The 18,468-nt window shown below is 33.8% G+C and carries 13 protein-coding genes and 1 other annotated feature; of the genes, 2 read left to right on the top strand and 11 right to left on the bottom strand.

Annotated elements, in window-relative coordinates; all coding sequences use genetic code 11:
• Window positions 1-98: 98 nt before the first annotated feature.
• The 10 genes from HMPREF9402_RS07030 to recJ form a co-directional block, all read right to left on the bottom strand.
• A complete protein-coding gene (locus HMPREF9402_RS07030) occupies window positions 99-1,619 on the bottom strand; it encodes a lipopolysaccharide biosynthesis protein (protein WP_006784217.1) in 1,521 nt (506 codons plus the stop codon).
• Window positions 1,620-1,731: 112 nt separating this feature from the next.
• Window positions 1,732-4,479, bottom strand: a complete 2,748-nt coding sequence (locus HMPREF9402_RS07025; RefSeq protein ID WP_238526653.1) for an LCP family glycopolymer transferase — start codon at window positions 4,477-4,479, stop codon at window positions 1,732-1,734.
• A 15-nt stretch (window positions 4,480-4,494) separates the two neighbouring features.
• A complete protein-coding gene (locus HMPREF9402_RS07020; RefSeq protein ID WP_006784219.1) occupies window positions 4,495-5,175 on the bottom strand; it encodes a hypothetical protein in 681 nt (226 codons plus the stop codon).
• Window positions 5,162-6,253 carry a phosphatidylinositol-specific phospholipase C/glycerophosphodiester phosphodiesterase family protein gene (locus HMPREF9402_RS07015; protein ID WP_009606937.1) on the bottom strand — a complete coding sequence of 364 codons (1,092 nt, stop codon included), beginning with the start codon at window positions 6,251-6,253 and terminating at the stop codon, window positions 5,162-5,164. The genes HMPREF9402_RS07020 and HMPREF9402_RS07015 overlap by 14 nt, the downstream gene beginning before the upstream one ends.
• Before the next feature lie 188 nt (window positions 6,254-6,441).
• Complete coding sequence (aspS, locus tag HMPREF9402_RS07010) at window positions 6,442-8,199, bottom strand: aspartate--tRNA ligase (RefSeq protein ID WP_009606942.1); 1,758 nt, start codon at window positions 8,197-8,199, stop codon at window positions 6,442-6,444.
• A 17-nt stretch (window positions 8,200-8,216) separates the two neighbouring features.
• Window positions 8,217-9,626: a histidine--tRNA ligase gene (gene hisS, locus HMPREF9402_RS07005; protein ID WP_009606939.1), complete on the bottom strand. Its 1,410-nt coding sequence runs from the start codon at window positions 9,624-9,626 to the stop codon at window positions 8,217-8,219.
• A gap of 107 nt (window positions 9,627-9,733) precedes the next feature.
• Window positions 9,734-9,945: a binding site (T-box leader), on the bottom strand.
• Between the two features lie 41 nt (window positions 9,946-9,986).
• Window positions 9,987-10,427, bottom strand: coding sequence for a D-aminoacyl-tRNA deacylase (gene dtd / locus HMPREF9402_RS07000; protein ID WP_006784223.1), 441 nt, complete (start codon window positions 10,425-10,427; stop codon window positions 9,987-9,989).
• A 13-nt stretch (window positions 10,428-10,440) separates the two neighbouring features.
• Entirely contained in the window at window positions 10,441-12,633 is a 2,193-nt protein-coding gene (locus HMPREF9402_RS06995) for a RelA/SpoT family protein (RefSeq protein WP_009606948.1), read from the bottom strand.
• 262 nt (window positions 12,634-12,895) lie between these two features.
• On the bottom strand, window positions 12,896-13,408 hold the full coding sequence (locus HMPREF9402_RS06990) for an adenine phosphoribosyltransferase (RefSeq protein ID WP_006784225.1): 513 nt from the start codon (window positions 13,406-13,408) through the stop codon (window positions 12,896-12,898).
• Window positions 13,398-15,623 carry a single-stranded-DNA-specific exonuclease RecJ gene (gene recJ / locus HMPREF9402_RS06985; RefSeq protein WP_009606945.1) on the bottom strand — a complete coding sequence of 742 codons (2,226 nt, stop codon included), beginning with the start codon at window positions 15,621-15,623 and terminating at the stop codon, window positions 13,398-13,400. Before recJ ends, HMPREF9402_RS06990 begins: the two co-directional genes overlap by 11 nt.
• 79 nt (window positions 15,624-15,702) lie before the next feature.
• Here recJ and spoVB point away from each other — a divergent pair, with 79 nt between their 5' ends.
• Window positions 15,703-17,229, top strand: coding sequence for a stage V sporulation protein B (gene spoVB, locus HMPREF9402_RS06980; RefSeq protein ID WP_006784227.1), 1,527 nt, complete (start codon window positions 15,703-15,705; stop codon window positions 17,227-17,229).
• Window positions 17,230-17,286: 57 nt separating this feature from the next.
• Here the strand turns inward: spoVB and HMPREF9402_RS06975 are convergent, their stop codons facing one another.
• On the bottom strand, window positions 17,287-17,961 hold the full coding sequence (locus tag HMPREF9402_RS06975) for a DUF421 domain-containing protein (protein WP_006784228.1): 675 nt from the start codon (window positions 17,959-17,961) through the stop codon (window positions 17,287-17,289).
• Window positions 17,962-18,078: 117 nt separating this feature from the next.
• Here HMPREF9402_RS06975 and HMPREF9402_RS06970 point away from each other — a divergent pair, with 117 nt between their 5' ends.
• The gene (locus HMPREF9402_RS06970; RefSeq protein WP_006784229.1) at window positions 18,079-18,459 is read left to right on the top strand and encodes a TIGR04086 family membrane protein; all 381 of its coding nucleotides are present in this window, start codon (window positions 18,079-18,081) and stop codon (window positions 18,457-18,459) included.
• Window positions 18,460-18,468: the final 9 nt, after the last annotated feature.

The following is an 18,468-nucleotide window of genomic DNA, read 5'->3' as shown; positions in this document are numbered from 1 at the left end:
GAACAGAAATAGTCACATTTATCATATCATAATTTAATTCCAATGGAAATATAAACAAAAAAAGCGCATCGAGATTTCGACACACTTTTTACAATTGTTTATTTTTTTAATACAATTCGCTTTGCACGATTAACAAATAATCTAAATTCATTAAAGAATACAAAATATAAGATGCTATGAGCTATTAAAACAATGGTACCTAAAACAGCCGATCCTAGGAACCAAACTAAAATTGATGACGTTCCTGATGGGAATACTAACTTCCATCCCATATAAGAAATGGATCCAATCACAAACATAATCCCTATTCGTCCAAGAACCAGACGATAATAATACCAAGGTGATAAGTTAAAAACACGTGGATAAACTAAATTGACTGTCATAAAGAAATCAAAAATAAACTGAGACAAGAATGTTCCTAATAAAATCCCAGTAATTCCAAAGTTTTTAATTAATACTAGAGAAATTAATAGATTAGCTATTGCAGTGATGTAAGCAATTTTTTTAGTCTCTTTAAATAAACCATTCACATTTCTAACAACTAATAATGGTTCTCTTGACACCAAATAAAATAAATTTACACTAAATAACAAGACTGCGAATAATGAAAGAATATATTGCTCCTCTTTCATCCATAACATCATAAAATCTCTCATGACAACAAATAAAATACTACAAATCACTGAACTTAAGAAAAAGGCAAAATTCGTATATTCCAAAAATGTTGCATATTTATGTTCTTCATTCTCATTTGAAAATAAATTTCCAAAACTATCAATTGGCGCTTGCACAATGCTAAATAAAATCTTTTGTAAACTTGAGCAAATTAAATTATAAGCATTATAAATATTCGTCACTGAAGTAGCAACAAAGACACTTAATAAAATAGGATCCGTATTACTTAAGACCACACCCGAAATTTTATGTGCAAAGACATGTTTTGTATTTTCAAGAGCTGATAAGTCACGTTCTTCATGATTATTCTTTAAATAAGGATATAACTTAAGAGATTTCTGTCTAGAATAAACATATGTTGCAATGGTTAAAAGTCCATCGACTAATAAAACAATCGCTAAATCTACTTTCAGTAACGCAAGCACAACGACTAAAACAGAGCGAATAAACGTAATGAATTGAATTCCGATATTAATTTTATAATATTGTTGATCAGATTGAACGACAATATTCGGTCCCATTAAAAAGTAAGAAATCACCACTGGAATCAATAATAAGAAATAAATCAAGTAGATCGTCCCACTTGGAATCGGATCCGCTTTACTAATAAATAGCGGAGAAACAATTCCTATAATTGTTCCAAGCACTAAAATGATAATTCCCATCCATCTAAATAAATAGACAGCCCCATTATATAATTCGGTTACCTTTTTATGATTTTTATCAGCCAAGGGTTTATATAATATTTGCTGAAATGCCATTCCAAATCCACCTTCAACTAGATTTAAAACAGCCATAATTTGTAATAATGTCGAATAAAGTCCGTTAATTGAACTACCATAGATACTAGAAAATAAACTAAATTTAACAAAACCTAAAATAGGTAAAATTAAATTTGGAATTGTTGTTGCTAGCATATTAAAAAACGAATGTTTCGTTCTCATCTCATCACTCCTAACACAATCTTTCCTTTTATTTGACTAGAAAGACATAATTTAATAAAAAGGTGTATCGTCATTAGGATACACCTTTTTGATTTAAGTATTAATATTTTAACTAAGATTGTGGCGCTGATGGTTGCTCTGTACTCACACAAAGTGGATCATCTGGATTCTCATCACAGAAATTTGGAGCCGGTACCTCAGGTTCTGGATCAGGTGTTGGTGTTGGATCCGGTGTTGGTGTTGGATCCGGTGTTGGTGTTGGATCCGGTGTCGGTGTTGGATCCGGTGTCGGTGTTGGATCCGGTGTCGGTGTTGGATCTGGTGTAGGTTCAACACCTAATGAAACAACAACAGTAATATGACCTGAACTTACGCTTTGACCTACTCCAGGTGAATAAGAAATAATCGCTCCTTTTGTAACCGTTGCGCTATACTGCTCTTGTTTTGAAACTGTAATTGAAAGTCCTAATTCGGCGTTTTTCTGACTAATATACGAAACGAACTCTTCGTATGTTTTGCCAACATAATTATCTAGTGTCACTGATGCGACTCCTTTAGATTTATATACATTAATTGAAGAATTCGCATTAATCACTGTTCCAGCAGAAACATCAGATACCCAAAATCCCGCTGATACAGAAGAGAACTTATCATCTGTAAAGTTAACTTTAACGGATACTTTATTTGCCCAATTATTAATTTGGTCTTTTGACCAACCTAAAGCATTGAAATCTGGTACCGTAATATAATCCATCACGGTTACTGTTAAACTACTAATACTATCTTTTTTCGTATAAGCTTTAACACTTTGAGACGTCACATACCCCGCTTTGGATGGATCATATCCTGAATCTGACCACGAAATTTTATTAATCGTAATCGGAACGCCTGCTGAAGATGCCCAGTTTTGAGCCATTTGTGCTGTATACTTCCCGCCTACCATATCAGGCATCATACTGCGACACTCTTCAGCATTTTGATTAGCTGAATCTGTACAATCTAATCCTTTTTTAATCACACTTACTGAAATAGATGATACTTTAGACGCAATCGTATTTGCTTTAACACTTTGATAAATAACTTGATTATTGGCAGCAGATGAGATATAACCACTATCTCCCTCTTCAACATAATTCACATCGATACTGATCCCATTTTGTTTTGCCCAAGACGTTACTTCGCTTAATACCCATCCTTCAGAAACAAAATCTGGAACTAATTCTGGCATTTCTGGAATATCAGGTGATGCTTCATTATACCATGACTGTACCCATGTCACACCATAATGTGGTGAAAATGGTGTATAGCTAAATGTATACTTTATTTCAGGTTGAATTTCTTCTAAGTTAATTAACATATTTTTTTTAGCATCTGCAACTGCTCCATCAAATGGAAAGGCATAATTTAAAATATCTCCACGAAATTCGTTATAAACATTACCGAAAGTGGCACTAATAACCATATTTTTAAAATGAATGTAATTCATTGGATTGTTACTTCCATAACTTGTTACTGTATCTAATGCATATTGGAATGACGATGTAATTTGATTCATTGAGATATTTGTTTCAATATTATTTCCAAGCACTTCAATGACTTTTAATACTTCATTAATAGAATTCATTTCAGTTAACATCTGGCTGATAGCTGCTCGAATAACCTCTTGTTGGCTTTCCGCACGTCCAAGATCGCCATTAGCTAATGTTTTTCGATGTCTTGCTAAAGCAAGTGCCTGCTCTCCATCTAAAATTTGATATCCTTGTTCAACATATACGATATCATCTCCCCAATTACGATCACTATTTTGCTCAATAATCGTTTGTGGAACATACATATAAATTCCACCAATGGCATCGATTAACTCAACAAATCCTTTAAAGTTAATTTTCACGTAATATGGAATATCAATATCAAACCAATTTTCTACTGTTTCAATCACACAGGTTGTTCCACCATTATTGGCATGGTTAATTTTGTCCTTCATGTTGTTATAACATGGAATTTCAACATAAGAGTCACGAGGAATTGAAGTCATCGTCACAGATAATTTTTGTGGATTAACCGTCGCTAAAATTAAGGAATCTGCACGTGAATTTGCATTCAATCCTTCTGTTTCAGAGTCAACTCCCATTAATAAAATAGAGAATGGCTGATCAACTAAAGAATCATAATTTTTATTTGATTCCACTGTAACCTCTTGCTTAATAACTGTTTCGATGTTGGCTAAAACAGTCGTCTCTGTCGAAATATTTTCATAACCTAATTGATCGGAAAAAATCGTGGTATAATTATCCCCAATAATAATGGCATCAACGTCTCCTTGATATAAATCGTGAATTAAATCAAATGGCATATCATATGTTTTCACTTTTTCTTCAGATAACTCATTTTTATCTAAAAATGTATTAATACTTTCTACAACTTCTTCTTTAGTAATATTTAAGGTCCCAATTGTTTTTCCTTTTAAATCATCAAATGATTTAATGTTTGAATCCGTCATTGAAACTAAACTATAGTTAATCACGGTTTCTTGTGTTGTCATATTATTTAATGATTTATACACTTTCATATTCACATATCCAAAGTATGAAGAACAAATAATTGATACAATTGCAATCACACTTGTCACTAAAATTCCAATCCCTTTATTTTTGTTTAGACAATACATCCCAAACATCAATAAAGATAAAAAGGCAAAAATTAAAATTAACGACACATTGATTCGAAGAGAACTATTGAATCCAGAATATTTATTGATATAAACAATATTTAAGACAATTGGAATAATTGGAATAATTAAAAGTGATAATAATAAATACTTAACAATCGGCTTTTTTAATATATTTTGCAAGTTACTCATTTCTCCTCACCTCCACTACTGAATTTCAATTAAAACTAATTGATTTTCTTTTTCAACAACAATAAATCCTGTTTCTGTTGGAAATTTTGATAAATCTAACTCATCACTATCTGTATATGTCCATTCTGCATAAACATATGTCCCATCCATCTCTGTTCCGTCTGGCATTGTGTAGACATAGTTAGGATCAACCCCCGTTACCTTAACATTTTCTACTGTTAGCAATTGATCGGCACCGAACTCTTCAATATAGTAATCTAGATATAAATAGAAGACATCTACTGCTTTATTTCTAAAATCTGAACGATATAACGGATACACAAATTGTAATCCACCTACATCGTTACGTCCTCCTTTATTAGACCAAGTAAAGAAATCGGCAATGAAATTTTTAACAACAGACTCTGCATAAGCTGATTCAGTTTCTGGAGTCCATGACTCTTCAAAGGCTGTTTGATTCTCAATTAATTCATCATAAATTTCTTTTTGATATTCTGTAGCTGTTTCACGTAACGTATAATCAACAACGTCTTGGGTCACATCAATAATTCCTATATTCGTATTCACATCATTTCCTACTGTACTTTTATCTCCTTTTAACTGAGTGATTAAAATAACTGCAAGAACAATTGTAGTGATTGTAAAGATTCCCCCGAAAACTAAAAAGGGCTCTTTTAACAGCTTATTTAGCTTCATTTTCTTCACCTTCTCTTTCCTTGATTACCGAAGCATATTGACATGTTTTTTGATGCATATCACCTTCATAAATTAATTCATCCGTATACACACCACTTGCCCCATAGTATAACAATTCTTCTAGTGTGACATCATCATTAATGGTATGGAAGAACATTGGTTTTTTTAGATACTGCAATTGATTTAAAAGATCAAATCTTGGATCTCCCCATAATGAAGCAAAAAATTGTGGCATCGTTACAAATACAATTTCTTCATTTTCATTAATAAACTCAATGACTTCATAATTCGAGCGATGAGTTTCCTGATACATGGTATAGATATAACGATCGAATTCATAAATTTCTTCTACCATATCGAACATTTCAAGCGTATAAAGTTGTGGAATAATTCGAGATAACAATGTCTCATCAACTGCCGTTACCTGTTCAACAATAGCAGTAAATGATTGTTTTACACTGTCTTCATCTGCCCATTTTGTATCTGTAACAAATACCACATCATCATACTCTTGTAATAATTTAATGATATCTTCAAAAGTCATGGGGCTATATTGACCATTGATTTTCATACTTAAAAATTGTTCTAATGTTGGAACATATTCATCACGTTCATTTTTTTCAATCGATGATAAATCAATTAAGTCGAGTTGTTCAAATCGCTCATAATCGCTTTCTGACCACTCATGACGGGCAACTAATTCTCCATCACTCGTAAAGAGTAGGTCTACTTCGAAAACTCTAAATCCTTTATCATAATTATCTTTAAATGCTTCAATAGAATTTGTATAAGGATACCCATCAATTCCGCCCATTGCATGAGCAATATATACTAATTCTTCTTTAGACATAGGGGTTGTTAAATGCTCAATATCCATTTCATACTTACAAAGCATATCTGAATAATCGGTAATAACGGCTTCATATTCATCTAACATTGTATTTTGTGTATGACTTTTTTCTTCAAGTTGCTTAATGGTTTGATCCATCATATAAATTAAAATGGCTAATCCACACGCTGTAATCCCCAATAAAACGCCCAACATGATTAGCTTATTTTTTTTGATATACTCTTTCATACTAACCCCCTTCTAAATACATACTATTTAATTGTACATTATTTAACTAAGAATGCAAATATTGAAAATCGTAATTAAGTAAAAAAATACATTTTTATACATTTTCCATTACATTCCACCATTTTTTGAAATTAAAGCAAATCCCTATTACATAAAAAAATCTCCTCATGATGAGGAGATTTTTAGTTCTATTTCTTTAATTGAATGTGTAATTCAGTTAACTGTGCCTCGCTTACGCGTCCTGGTGCTTCTGTCATTGGACATGTTGCCGATGCATTTTTAGGGAATGCAATCACATCACGTAAACTTTGTGATCCTGTTAAAATCATCGCGATTCGGTCAAGACCTAATGCTAAACCACCATGTGGAGGTGTTCCGTATTTGAAGGCATTCATTAAGAAACCAAATTGTTCTTCAGCTTCTTCTTTTGTAAATCCTAATGCTTCAAACATACGAGATTGAATATCAGGACGATAAATACGTAATGATCCTCCTCCTAATTCATATCCATTTAATACGATATCGTAAGCTTGAGCTTTCGCATTATGAGAATCTGTATCGAACGTATCTAATGTATCTAAACTTGGCATTGTGAATGGGTGGTGTGCTGCAAAGAATCGTCCAGCTTCTTCATCATATTCGAATAATGGCCAGTCAATCACCCATAAGAAGTTAAATTTTGATTCATCAATTACTCCTAATTCTTTAGCTAAATGTAAGCGTAATGCTCCTAAGCTATCTGCTACGACTGCTTTTGTATCAGCAACGAATAATAATAAATCCCCAATTTCAGCATTTGTAGCAGCTTTAATTGAAGCCACTTCGTCTTCATTAAAGAATTTCGCGATTGGACCATTGAATCCTTCCTCGACTACTTTCACCCAAGCTAATCCTTTAGCTTTATATTTTTTAACAAAGTCAGTTAATTTATCAATGTCTTTACGTGAGAAGCGTTCTGCTGCGCCTTTCACACATAATGCTTTTACTTCATTTCCTGCTTCAACCGTACTTGCAAAGACTGAGAATCCACAGTTAGCTACAACATGATTTAAAGGTATTAATTCCATTTCAAAACGTGTGTCTGGTTTATCTGATCCATAACGTCCCATTGCTTCTTCATAGCTTAAACGTGGGAATGGACGCGGAATATCTAACCCTTTAACATCTTTCATCATCTTAACTAACATTTCTTCAACTAAATTCATAATTTCTTCTTGTGTTAAGAATGAGGTTTCGATGTCAATTTGAGTAAATTCAGGTTGACGGTCAGCACGTAAGTCTTCATCACGGAAACAACGTGCTACTTGATAATAACGTTCAAATCCAGATACCATTAATAACTGTTTGAAAATCTGTGGTGATTGAGGTAAAGCATAGAATTCACCTTCATGAACACGACTTGGAACTAGATAATCACGTGCTCCTTCTGGTGTTGATTTATTTAAATATGGTGTTTCAACTTCAATAAAGTCTTGACTATCTAAATAACTACGAACTGATTTTAAAATGTTATGACGTAAGATAAAGTTCTTTTGCATCATTGGACGACGTAAATCTAAATAACGATATTTTAAACGTGTATCTTCTAAAGCATCTGTTTCATCTGCAATGATTAAAGGTGTCATTTCTGCCTCTGAGATAATGGTTAGTTGTTCTAAAACAACTTCAATATCCCCTGTTGGCATATTTGGATTTTTACTTTGACGTTCTGCAACGATCCCTTTAACGGCAATAACATATTCATTACGAACTTTATTAGCCACTTCTAGTACTTCAGGGCTAACTGTTTCTGGATTTGCCACTAATTGTGTCATTCCATAACGGTCACGTAAATCAATGAAAACTAATCCTCCTAAGTTACGAGATTTAGCAACCCAACCTTTTAATTCAACTACTTGACCGACATTCTCAAGTCTTAATTCTCCATTATTATGTGTACGATTCATAAAATTTTCACCTCTTCTTAATGTTGACATCCGCATCCATGACCATTTCCACCGCAACACTCATGATCATCTCCATGACCATGTCCTCCACAGCACTCATGTTCTTCTTCTTGATGATCGTGGCATCCACCACCACAACATCCTCCATGTTGATGGTTACGTTGTTGATCTTCGATAATATAGTCAATAACAAATCCTACTGGAATACTTTCTTGTGTACCTGTTTGATTATTTTTAATATTAATCATCCCATGTTGTAACTCTTCATCACCTAAAATCGCTGTGTAACGTGCATGATAGCGGTCGGCTTGTTTAAATTGACCTTTTAAGTTTTTACCTAAATAGTCTGTTTCACAAGCAAGTCCACGGCTACGTAAATCGAGTAATAAACGTGATCCAAATACTTTTGCATCTTCCCCAAGAGTAATTAAGAATAAATCAACCGCATCTTCACCTGCTACTTGAATATTCTCAGCTTCAAGTGCTAATAATAGACGTTCAAGTCCCATACCAAATCCAATAGCAGGAACAGTTGGTCCTCCAAGTTCAGCTACTAACTTGTTGTAACGTCCACCACCACATAATGTATTTTGTGAACCAAATCCTTCAATCTCAGCTTGAATTTCAAAAATAGTATGCGTATAGTAATCAAATCCACGAACTAAGCTTGCATCATACTCATATTCAATTCCCATTGCTTTTAAATATTTTTGTACATTCATAAAGTAAGCTTTATCTTCTTCAGTTAAATGATCAATCATTTGTGGTGCTGATTGCATAATTTCTTTATTGCGATCAACTTTACAATCCAAAACACGTAATGGATTTTTTTCTAATCGAACTTGGCAATCTGCACATAATTCTTCTTTATGCCCTTCAAAATGAGCAAGTAAAGCAGCACGATAATTTTCACGACTTTCAGTATCTCCAAGAGAGTTTAACTTAACTTTAATATTACGAAGTCCAAGAACTTTATATAAAGTAACAGCTAACGAAATAACTTCGGCATCAATTGATGGATCCGCGCTTCCAAATACTTCTGTTCCAAATTGAATGTGCTGACGATAACGTCCTTTTTGTTGACGTTCATAACGGAACATTGGTCCAATATAAAACATTTTTTGTACCATTTGGTCCGCATACATTTTATTTTCAATATAGCTACGTACAACACCGGCTGTTCCTTCCGGACGTAATGTCATCATACGGTCACCACGGTCTTTAAAATCATATGTTTCCTTTGACACAACATCAGATGTTTCACCGGCTGAACGATGATACAATTGTGTACTTTCAAACATTGGGGTACGAATTTCTTTGTAATTAAAGATTGAACAGATTTCGCGAATTAAACTTTCAACATTTTGCCAACGAGCACTATCTTTTGGTAAAACATCATAAGTCCCTTTAGGTTTATTAAAATTCATTCTTTTAGCTCCTTTCATAGCCTTACATAATAAGCAATAATCGATGTCGGACACGGGTTATACTTAACTTTTTTAAAATTAAGTATAAAAAAAGTCCTTAGATTTAATCTAAGGACGTTATATACGCGGTACCACCTTAATTGTAGTTATCAAATAACTACCACTTGAAACGTTAACGCCGTCTACGGATATCCCTACTTAAAGTTCAGGACATCTTCTCACAAGTGTCTTTCCTTAACTTACCCGTCGGAGCTTCCAGCCGTGACTCCGTTCTCTAGTTCGTTATCGATTAAGGCTCTTTCTTGATCATCGAATTTATTTTTATTATTGACTATTTACTTCATTATAATACATTTTTTCTTAAGATTCAATAATTAAAGTCGTCGGACCATCATTGGTAAATTCTACATCCATCATCGCACCAAAAACACCTGTCTCGACGGTTAACTGGTACATATTTCGTAAGATATCATTAAACTGGTCATATAAAGGTTTTGCGACTTCAGGACGAGCTGCTTCAACAAAACTTGGGCGATTCCCTTTACGCGTGTCTCCATATAATGTGAATTGAGAAACAGATAAAATAGATCCTTGAATATCTTTCACTGATAAATTCATTTTTCCATCTTTATCTTCAAAAATACGCAAATTAGCTACTTTTTTTGCACAGTATTCTAAATCTTTTATCGTATCTTCGTGTGTTATTCCGACTAATAACAATAATCCTTTATCAATCGATCCAACAACTTCCCCTTCAACGATTACTTTTGCCAATTTTGCACGTTGTACGACTACTTTCATTTCTACACTCCTATTACTGTATAATACGTTCTACACTAAAGACATCTTTAACACGCTTAATTGTATTAACAATACTGATGAGCTGCTCCACATTACGTACAGATAATGATAAATTGATAATGGTTGTGTCATTAGCAGATACAGCATTCAATTCCGAAATATTCGTATTTAAAATTGTCAATTTTTGAATCACATCGCCAAGTACATTTTTACGATCAAGTGCTGTGATTCTAATTTTAGCACTAAATGAATTTGAATGCTCATCATCCCACTCAACTGGAACAATTCTTCCATTGGTTTTGATATTATGACATTCAGCATGGTGAATCGTAATCCCGCTACCTTTTGTAATATATCCAACAATCGGATCACCTGGCACCGGGTGGCAACATTTCCCAATCCTTAAATCAACATTATCTAATCCATCTACAATAATACCAAAACGATTTTTTGCTTTTTTACGATGCTCTTCTTTAATCTTTGCCGCCTCGTTAATTTGTTGAATGAGTTCACTATCATTGACTTCCTTACCATCTGCGAAATATCGTTCAAGCATTGTTTTAGCGACTAAGCGACCGCGACCAATTTGGTAATAAAGCTCTTCTAGTTTATCAATACTTTGCTTTTTATAAGCTGTTAATAATTTTTTAATATCTAAATCACTTAACGATAAATCTTTCGAAGCTAATTCTTTTAGGAAAGCCTCTTCGCCTTTATTGACATACTCTTCGCGTTTAATACGATTAAAGTACTGGCGAATTTTATGACGGGCTTGTGAAGTCTGAACAATATTTAACCAATCTTCACTCGGACCAAAGGAATTTCTTGATGATTTAATTTCAACAATATCGCCGGTTTTCATTTGATAATTTAAGGTAACAATCTTTCCATTCACAATCGCACCCGTTGTTTTATGTCCAAGATCTGTATGAATACGATATGCAAAATCAAGTGGGGTAGAACCCGGTGGAAAATCAAAGACGTCTCCATTTGGAGAAAAGACATACACATTCGCATTAAAGATATCATCTTTAACGAGCTTCATTAATTTCTCAGCATCATTCACTTCTTCTTGGTAAGCGATTAATGTTTCATACCATTTTAATTTATCTTGAATTTCTTTTTGTTCCTGTTTTGGAGTGATTTGTCTATTTTCTTTATACGCCCAATGAGCAGCAACTCCTTGCTCCGCGATATCATCCATTTCTTTTGTACGAATTTGAACCTCAAAGACATTACCATGTGGTCCAATAATCGTTGTATGTAAGGACTGATACATATTTGGTTTGGGCATCGCAATATAATCTTTAAAGCGATTTGGAATCGGTTTAAAGTGCGCATGGATAATTCCAAGCGCTGAATAACATTCAGGAACAGAATTAACAATTAAACGTAGCGCTAGCAAATCATAAATTTCTTCAAAATCTTTTTCACGCGTCATCATTTTTTTGTACACGCTATAAATATTTTTAATACGCCCTTTAATCTCAAAATTAATTTGATATTCACTTAATGCTGATTTAATCTCGTCTTCCATTTCTTTTATCTGTGCTTCTCGCTCGTGTTTCTTTTGTTTAATTAACTGAGCAATTCGATAAAAATCTTCGGGCTTTAAAAAGCGAAGCGAGGTATCCTCAAGTTCAGCTTTAACACGATACATCCCTAAACGATGTGCAATTGGAACATAAATTTCCATCGTCTCATGAGCAATCGCACATTGTTTTTCCGGCGCTAAAAACTTAAGCGTACGAATATTGTGTAAACGATCAGCTAATTTAACTAAAATAACACGAATATCTTTACTCATCGCAAGTAACATTTTACGATGATTTTCAGCCTGCTGTTTTTCTTTTGATTTATAAGATAATTTTGTTAACTTTGTCACACCATCTACAATATTGGCAATTTCATCATCAAAGAGTTCAGCTATTTCCTCTTTTGTAATATCTGTATCCTCGATAATGTCATGTAAAAGCCCTGAAGCAATGGTACGAGGTCCCGTTTGCCACTTCGCTAAAATATAAGCGACCTCAATGGGGTGGATAATATACGGTTCCCCTGATTTGCGCAATTGCGTCTTATGCTGCTGATACGCAAGTTCAAACGCTTTTTCAATGATGGCAATACTATCCGGATTTTTAATATATGTTTTAGCTTGCTCTAAAACATGGTCAATTGAAATGTCATACCCATTTAGTTGGTACATAATTATTACTCCTACCATTTAATATACTTAATTTATTATAAATCTAAAATCATCTTTTGTTTCAAAAAAAATGATATTTTCGAATTATTTTAGGTGAAAAAAAAGATGATGACCAAATCAACATCTATCACAAACCGTAAAACTTAACATAATCAATACTATTTTAGCATGATACATACTTTTTTTAGATTTTAACATAAAAAAAAGTAGAATTGCAACAATAATTGCTTCAACTCTACTTAATCTTTTATATTTTTAAAAATTAATATTGCATTAATGAGAAAACGTCATAATTTCCTAAGTGTTTGCGCCCATCTAAATCAACAAGCTCAATTAAGAAAGCACATCCAACTACAATACCACCAAGCTCTTCAATGATTTTAATCGTAGCTTCAACTGTTCCACCTGTTGCTAATAAATCATCAACGATTAAAACACGTTGCCCTGGCTTTACGGCATCTTTGTGCATGCATAATGTATTTGAACCATATTCTAAATCATAGTTAAATGAAACTGTTTCACGAGGTAATTTTCCTGGTTTACGAACAGGCGCAAATCCAATTTTTAATTCATTTGCAACTGGACATCCAAAAATAAATCCACGAGCTTCAGGTCCAACGATTAATTCTGCGTTTTGTGCCTTTGCAAATTCCACCATTTGAGATGTTGCAAAGTTATATGCTTCTCCGTCTGCCATTAACGGTGTAATATCTTTAAACTGAATACCTTCCTTTGGAAAATTAGGTACGTTTGCAACATAATCTTTAAGATTCATGAGTTATTTCCTCCCTAGCGTTAATAAAACTGTTCTTCAATTCACTCCACGTCGTCAATTCAAAAAATTCAAGCATCAAAAGCTTTGATTGTTGAGACTGATACGTTGGAGCTTCTGATAAATCACGCTTCATCTGATAATCGGTTGAAAAAACCGAACCATTTTTTATTATAACAAGTTCTATCTCAAAAAACACCTGCAAAATGAATAATAATTCATTTTTACTAATTCCAATGCGCATAAAGTAACTATACATTTGATCATTTAAATGAATTGGACTGTGTTGTTTGACTAGCTTATACACGGTAATAAATTTTTCTCTCGGTGCAAATGTCACGTGATTTGGTAAAGGAGCTAAAACGATATTTTGAATCGGATGCTCTTTTATAAGTGCCCACAACTGTTCTTTAGAGCTTGGAATTTTATCGATGATTAACGTACTTATTTCTGATGTTTCAGTTACCTCAGAATATAAAGTCGCATGAATAAGCTTTTCCCTATTTTGTTCGTAAACTTGCTTATTTCTTAAATCAAGCAACTGGAACTCATCACATTTAACATCCATGACATGAAATTGAACCGTTCGATTTCCATTCCATTCATTAATTTTAATCTCTCCAATAAAATCAAACAATGTATCAGGCGTTAAATAAATCATTAAATCCGCTTTATTAAACGCAATTGCATCTAGTTGATGAGCCTCATCATAAATCGTAAACTTTAAATGTTGTAACTTATTTCCAATCGCTTTAATATTTTTAACTTTAACCTGCTCAATTCCGATCACTGGAGGACGATTGCCCTCACCATAAGGCGCCAAAACAGCTAAATCCTCAACTAATTCAAGATCAATTTTTTCAAGTGATAAATTTAAGTCTACCCGTTGCATCGGTTGAATCTTAATCCCTCTTAAATCAGCATTTAACTTATCTTCTAACGGTTGAATATTTTCTGGAGCTAACGTAATCCCAGCCGCAAGCGCATGTCCCCCAAAACGTTCGATTAAGTCTTCATTTTGATTGAGTAAATCAAATAAATGATACCCCTCAACCGCTCTTGCCGATCCTTTAACAAATCCATCATGATCATCAGTTAAGACAAAGACAGCTTTTTGCCACAATTTCGATAATCGACCTGCAACAATTCCTAAAATCCCCTCATGCCAGTTCGGTTGATATAATAAAACCACTTTTTTATCTTCTAGTTGTTTTGGAGTCATGAGTGTACTTGCCTGATCTAATACTTTTTGCGTTACTTTTTGACGTTCTAAGTTAAAAGATTCAATTTGTGTTGCAATCAAAGCGGCTTCCATCTCATCATCACTAATTAAAAGTTCAACTGCTAACGCTGCTTCATCCATTCGTCCTGGCGCATTTAACCTTGGACAAATTTCAAATCCGACATTAACTTCATCCACTTCCGATTTATCTATCTTTGCTTCATTCATCAGCGCATTTAATCCGCATAACTCAGTCCGTCTAATCGCCTCAAGTCCACGTTTAACGATATAACGATTTTCGTCAATTAAAGGAACAACATCTCCAATTGTTCCAAGAGCTGCAATAGCAAAATACTCTTCTGATAACCCATCTCCAATTAAAGCTTGAGCTAATTTCAAGGCAACTCCAGCTCCTGATAATTGATAAAATGGATAAGATGAATCTAATTCCGGATGAATAATTGAAAAAGCATTTGGGTGGCATTCCTTTGGTTGATGATGGTCGGTAATAATTAAATCAACCCCGTAAGGAGGTAAAATATCAGCTTCTAATAGACCTGATATTCCATTATCCACCGTTATAATTAACTTATATCCATCTGAAATAGCCTGCATAAAAGCATCTTCATTCGGCCCATATCCCTCATAAAAACGATTTGGGATATAATAATCTACGATGGCTCCTAGCCCTCTTAATGCTCTCATTAAAATAGAAGTTCCTGTTACACCATCAGCATCATAATCCCCATAAATTAAAATTGGCTCTTGATTTTCAATTGCTTTGTTTATACGATCAACACTCTTTTTCATATCCGAAAATAAAAAGGGATCATATAAAGGACCCTCACCGCTTAAAAAGGTGTCAATACTCTTCTCACTCGCTAAGTGACGATTTAAAATGAGTTGTTTAACTTCATCACGAAGATTTGAATTAAAGCCAAGTTCTAACTCCCCGATTGATTCACTCCACTGCCATAAAAAATTAGATTTAAGCAAAATATCTCCTCACCTTCATATTTTATAAAATTCTATCATAGACTTAATCGAAATATTAATTAAGTATAGGTGGATAACTATGAAAAAACAAAGCGTTGCACAAGGAACTTTAATACTCGTTGTAGCCGGTTTAATTACTAAAATATTAGGAATGATAAATCGGATTATTGTGACAAGGTTGTTAGGAGAAGACGGAATTGGTATTTACATGCTAATTTCACCGACATTGATGTTATTAACGACATTCGCAAGTATCGGGCTTCCCGTTGCCATCCCAACCTTAATTTCACGAGCAAACAAGCGACAGAAAAAAATATTATCTGTCTCTCTTATTATTGCGATGGCCTCTAGCCTTTTAATTTCTATCATCCTCTTTTTCACAGCAAAACCATTAGCTGTTTATTTATTAAAGGATGCTAGAACCTATCTTCCCCTCATTTCAATCGGACCCCTTTTATTTTGTGTGTCATTATCGTCCATTTTGAAAGCCTATTTTCAAGGGGAACAAAACATGTATCCCTCAGCGATTTCAACACTTGTTGAACAAATTGTCAGAATTATCATTTGTATCTTCTTTATTAATTGGTTATTGCCTTATGGTGTAATCTATGGCGTTGTCGGGACAATTTGGGCTTCGATTGCAGGAGAATTAGCTTCCATTTTTATTTTAATTGTGATGTTCTTAAACAATATGAGAATTAACCATCGTGGTGCTAATCTCTTACCAACTCGATTAACTTCTCAAAACTTCAAAGATGTTATCGCCATCTCCTTACCCGCAACTGGAAGTCGTTTAATCGGTTCTTTCTCACACTTTCTAGAACCCATCATTGTCGTACAATGTCTCTACCAAATCGGTTATACTAGTGAATCAAGTGCCAAATTATACGGTGCCGTTTCAGGATTCGCCCTTCCTATGCTATTGATGCCATCCTTTATTACGATGGCTGTCACACAATCGATTGTACCTCCGATTAGCCAAGCTTTTGCAAGTAAAAACTTCGAACGAATCCACTCGCATCTCAATGCAGCTTTTCAACTCTCTTTTCTTCCGAGTGGACTTTATACGGTCTTACTGATGATTTTCCCATTTGAATTAATGAAACTTCTATATGGCACAAGTACTGGATCAGACTATCTACTCATCATGGCACCCTTTTTCCTTTTATACTATTTCCAAGGGCCGATGACAGCCAGTTTACAAGCCATTGATGAAGCAAGTCGTGCCATGACGACCACACTTATTTCCTCTATCATCAAAATTATCATGATGGTTGTCTTACTTTTAATCCCGTCTTTAAATATTTACGGATTAATTATCTCTGTTTTATTCAATATCGTCTTTATCACAGGATGGCATTATATTATTATTCATAAAAAAATCGGATATAGTATGGATCTTCGTGCTGTAATTAACGGAACGTTAATTATTGGGATTACCTTTTTACTGGGCCGATATCTATCCGCTACTATGAGCTTCTTCACAAACCCATTTCTCAATATGATATTCATTATGATGATTGTATCGATTGCTTACCTATTTCTTATTGTTATTTGTGGACTTTTTCCAACACAAAAAATGACAACATCCATCAAAACGAAATAACGTTCTTATTATAACATATGTTTCCATGAGATAAAGAAGGATTGCGACTAAAAAACGTTACTGCTCGGTAACGTTTTTTGCATTTAAATCGAGATTTCGTCGTGTTAAACATTGAAGATGCTCACCATCATAAGCTGCATAATACACCTCTTTAACCGAAAAAATCCCCTGATTTTCAAGTTCTTGTTTCACCCAATCTTCATTTTTTTGAATTAAAAATAAATTTTCTTTTTCAATTCCACCTGACGTAATAATTGGTAATGGGTTATATTCAGTTTCTTGTTTTTTAAAGGCAGATAACTCACCATTTGCTTCTAGTATCGCATACTCCACTTCAAATACAGACGAAATATTATTTGTTCTCAATTGAAGCATTAAATCATCAAATGTATAACGTTGTCTACGCATCTCATCTAAATCAACCATGCCATGATGAATTAAAATAGAGGGCTTGCCGTCTACAATCTCTCTCACCTTTTTAAATCTTAATGTAATAAAGGCGGAACAAAACTGTAAAGCCCCTAGAAGACCAATTGCTAACAAGACTTCATGAATGGGACGATTCAAGTTATCAATGGCCATCGCTGCAATCTCAGCCATTAAAACCGATACAACTAAATCAAGTAGCGTCAACTGACCAATTTCCCTTTTTCCCATTAATTTAAATACAATTAACAACACAATATAAAATAAAGTTGTTCGATACACCACAATATAACAATTCGGATCCATAACGTCCTCCTCTTTTTACTTAATCTATTACTAACTTTATTAATGATTCTCATAATCCTGTCGCATCGTTCATAAATTGATTATTGAGATAACATGATTGTATTAGGAGTTGAGAATATGACACAAAAATTAGGACGAGCATTATTATACGGTTTAAGCTTCATTGTTATTAGTATCCTCATACTTGGGTTACTTATAACTACTTTTGCGTATTTTGAATGGCTTTCAGTTGGAGCATTAGAAAAATTAATTTATGCTTCATACGTTGCAATCTTTTTCATCGGATCTGCAGTTGTTGCCAAACAAGTCGCTGAAAAAGGTTGGTTAATTGGGTTAATGATTGCGGCTACGATGATTATCCTGAGCCTGCTTTACTATCTCATTGGAGTAGAATCACCTCTTTCATTTAAATTTGCTATTCGTTGTGTGATTACCTTAGTCATCTGTGTCACTGGAGGAATGATTGGTGTTAATCTTCCGGGAACTAAAAAAAATTAATAAAAAAAG

The organism is Turicibacter sp. HGF1, from assembly GCF_000191865.1.
Taxonomy (GTDB): domain Bacteria; phylum Bacillota_I; class Bacilli_A; order MOL361; family Turicibacteraceae; genus Turicibacter; species Turicibacter sanguinis.
The sequence above is the reverse complement of the archived record's forward strand: the minus strand, read 5'-3'. Positions and strand labels throughout refer to the sequence as shown.

Bases quoted from the DNA above. Each gene is read 5' to 3' on its own strand.
- HMPREF9402_RS07025 (WP_238526653.1), bottom strand. From the start codon at position 4,479: ATGAGTAACTTGCAAAATATATTAAAAAAGCCGATTGTTAAGTATTTA.
- aspS (WP_009606942.1), bottom strand. From the start codon at position 8,199: ATGAATCGTACACATAATAATGGAGAATTAAGACTTGAGAATGTCGGT.
- HMPREF9402_RS06995 (WP_009606948.1), bottom strand. From the start codon at position 12,633: ATGTACCAACTAAATGGGTATGACATTTCAATTGACCATGTTTTAGAG.
- HMPREF9402_RS07030 (WP_006784217.1), bottom strand. From the start codon at position 1,619: ATGAGAACGAAACATTCGTTTTTTAATATGCTAGCAACAACAATTCCA.
- HMPREF9402_RS07020 (WP_006784219.1), bottom strand. From the start codon at position 5,175: ATGAAGCTAAATAAGCTGTTAAAAGAGCCCTTTTTAGTTTTCGGGGGA.
- HMPREF9402_RS06990 (WP_006784225.1), bottom strand. From the start codon at position 13,408: ATGAATCTTAAAGATTATGTTGCAAACGTACCTAATTTTCCAAAGGAA.
- dtd (WP_006784223.1), bottom strand. From the start codon at position 10,427: ATGAAAGTAGTCGTACAACGTGCAAAATTGGCAAAAGTAATCGTTGAA.
- hisS (WP_009606939.1), bottom strand. From the start codon at position 9,626: ATGAATTTTAATAAACCTAAAGGGACTTATGATGTTTTACCAAAAGAT.
- HMPREF9402_RS07015 (WP_009606937.1), bottom strand. From the start codon at position 6,253: ATGAAAGAGTATATCAAAAAAAATAAGCTAATCATGTTGGGCGTTTTA.
- HMPREF9402_RS06970 (WP_006784229.1), top strand. From the start codon at position 18,079: ATGACACAAAAATTAGGACGAGCATTATTATACGGTTTAAGCTTCATT.
- spoVB (WP_006784227.1), top strand. From the start codon at position 15,703: ATGAAAAAACAAAGCGTTGCACAAGGAACTTTAATACTCGTTGTAGCC.
- HMPREF9402_RS06975 (WP_006784228.1), bottom strand. From the start codon at position 17,961: ATGGATCCGAATTGTTATATTGTGGTGTATCGAACAACTTTATTTTAT.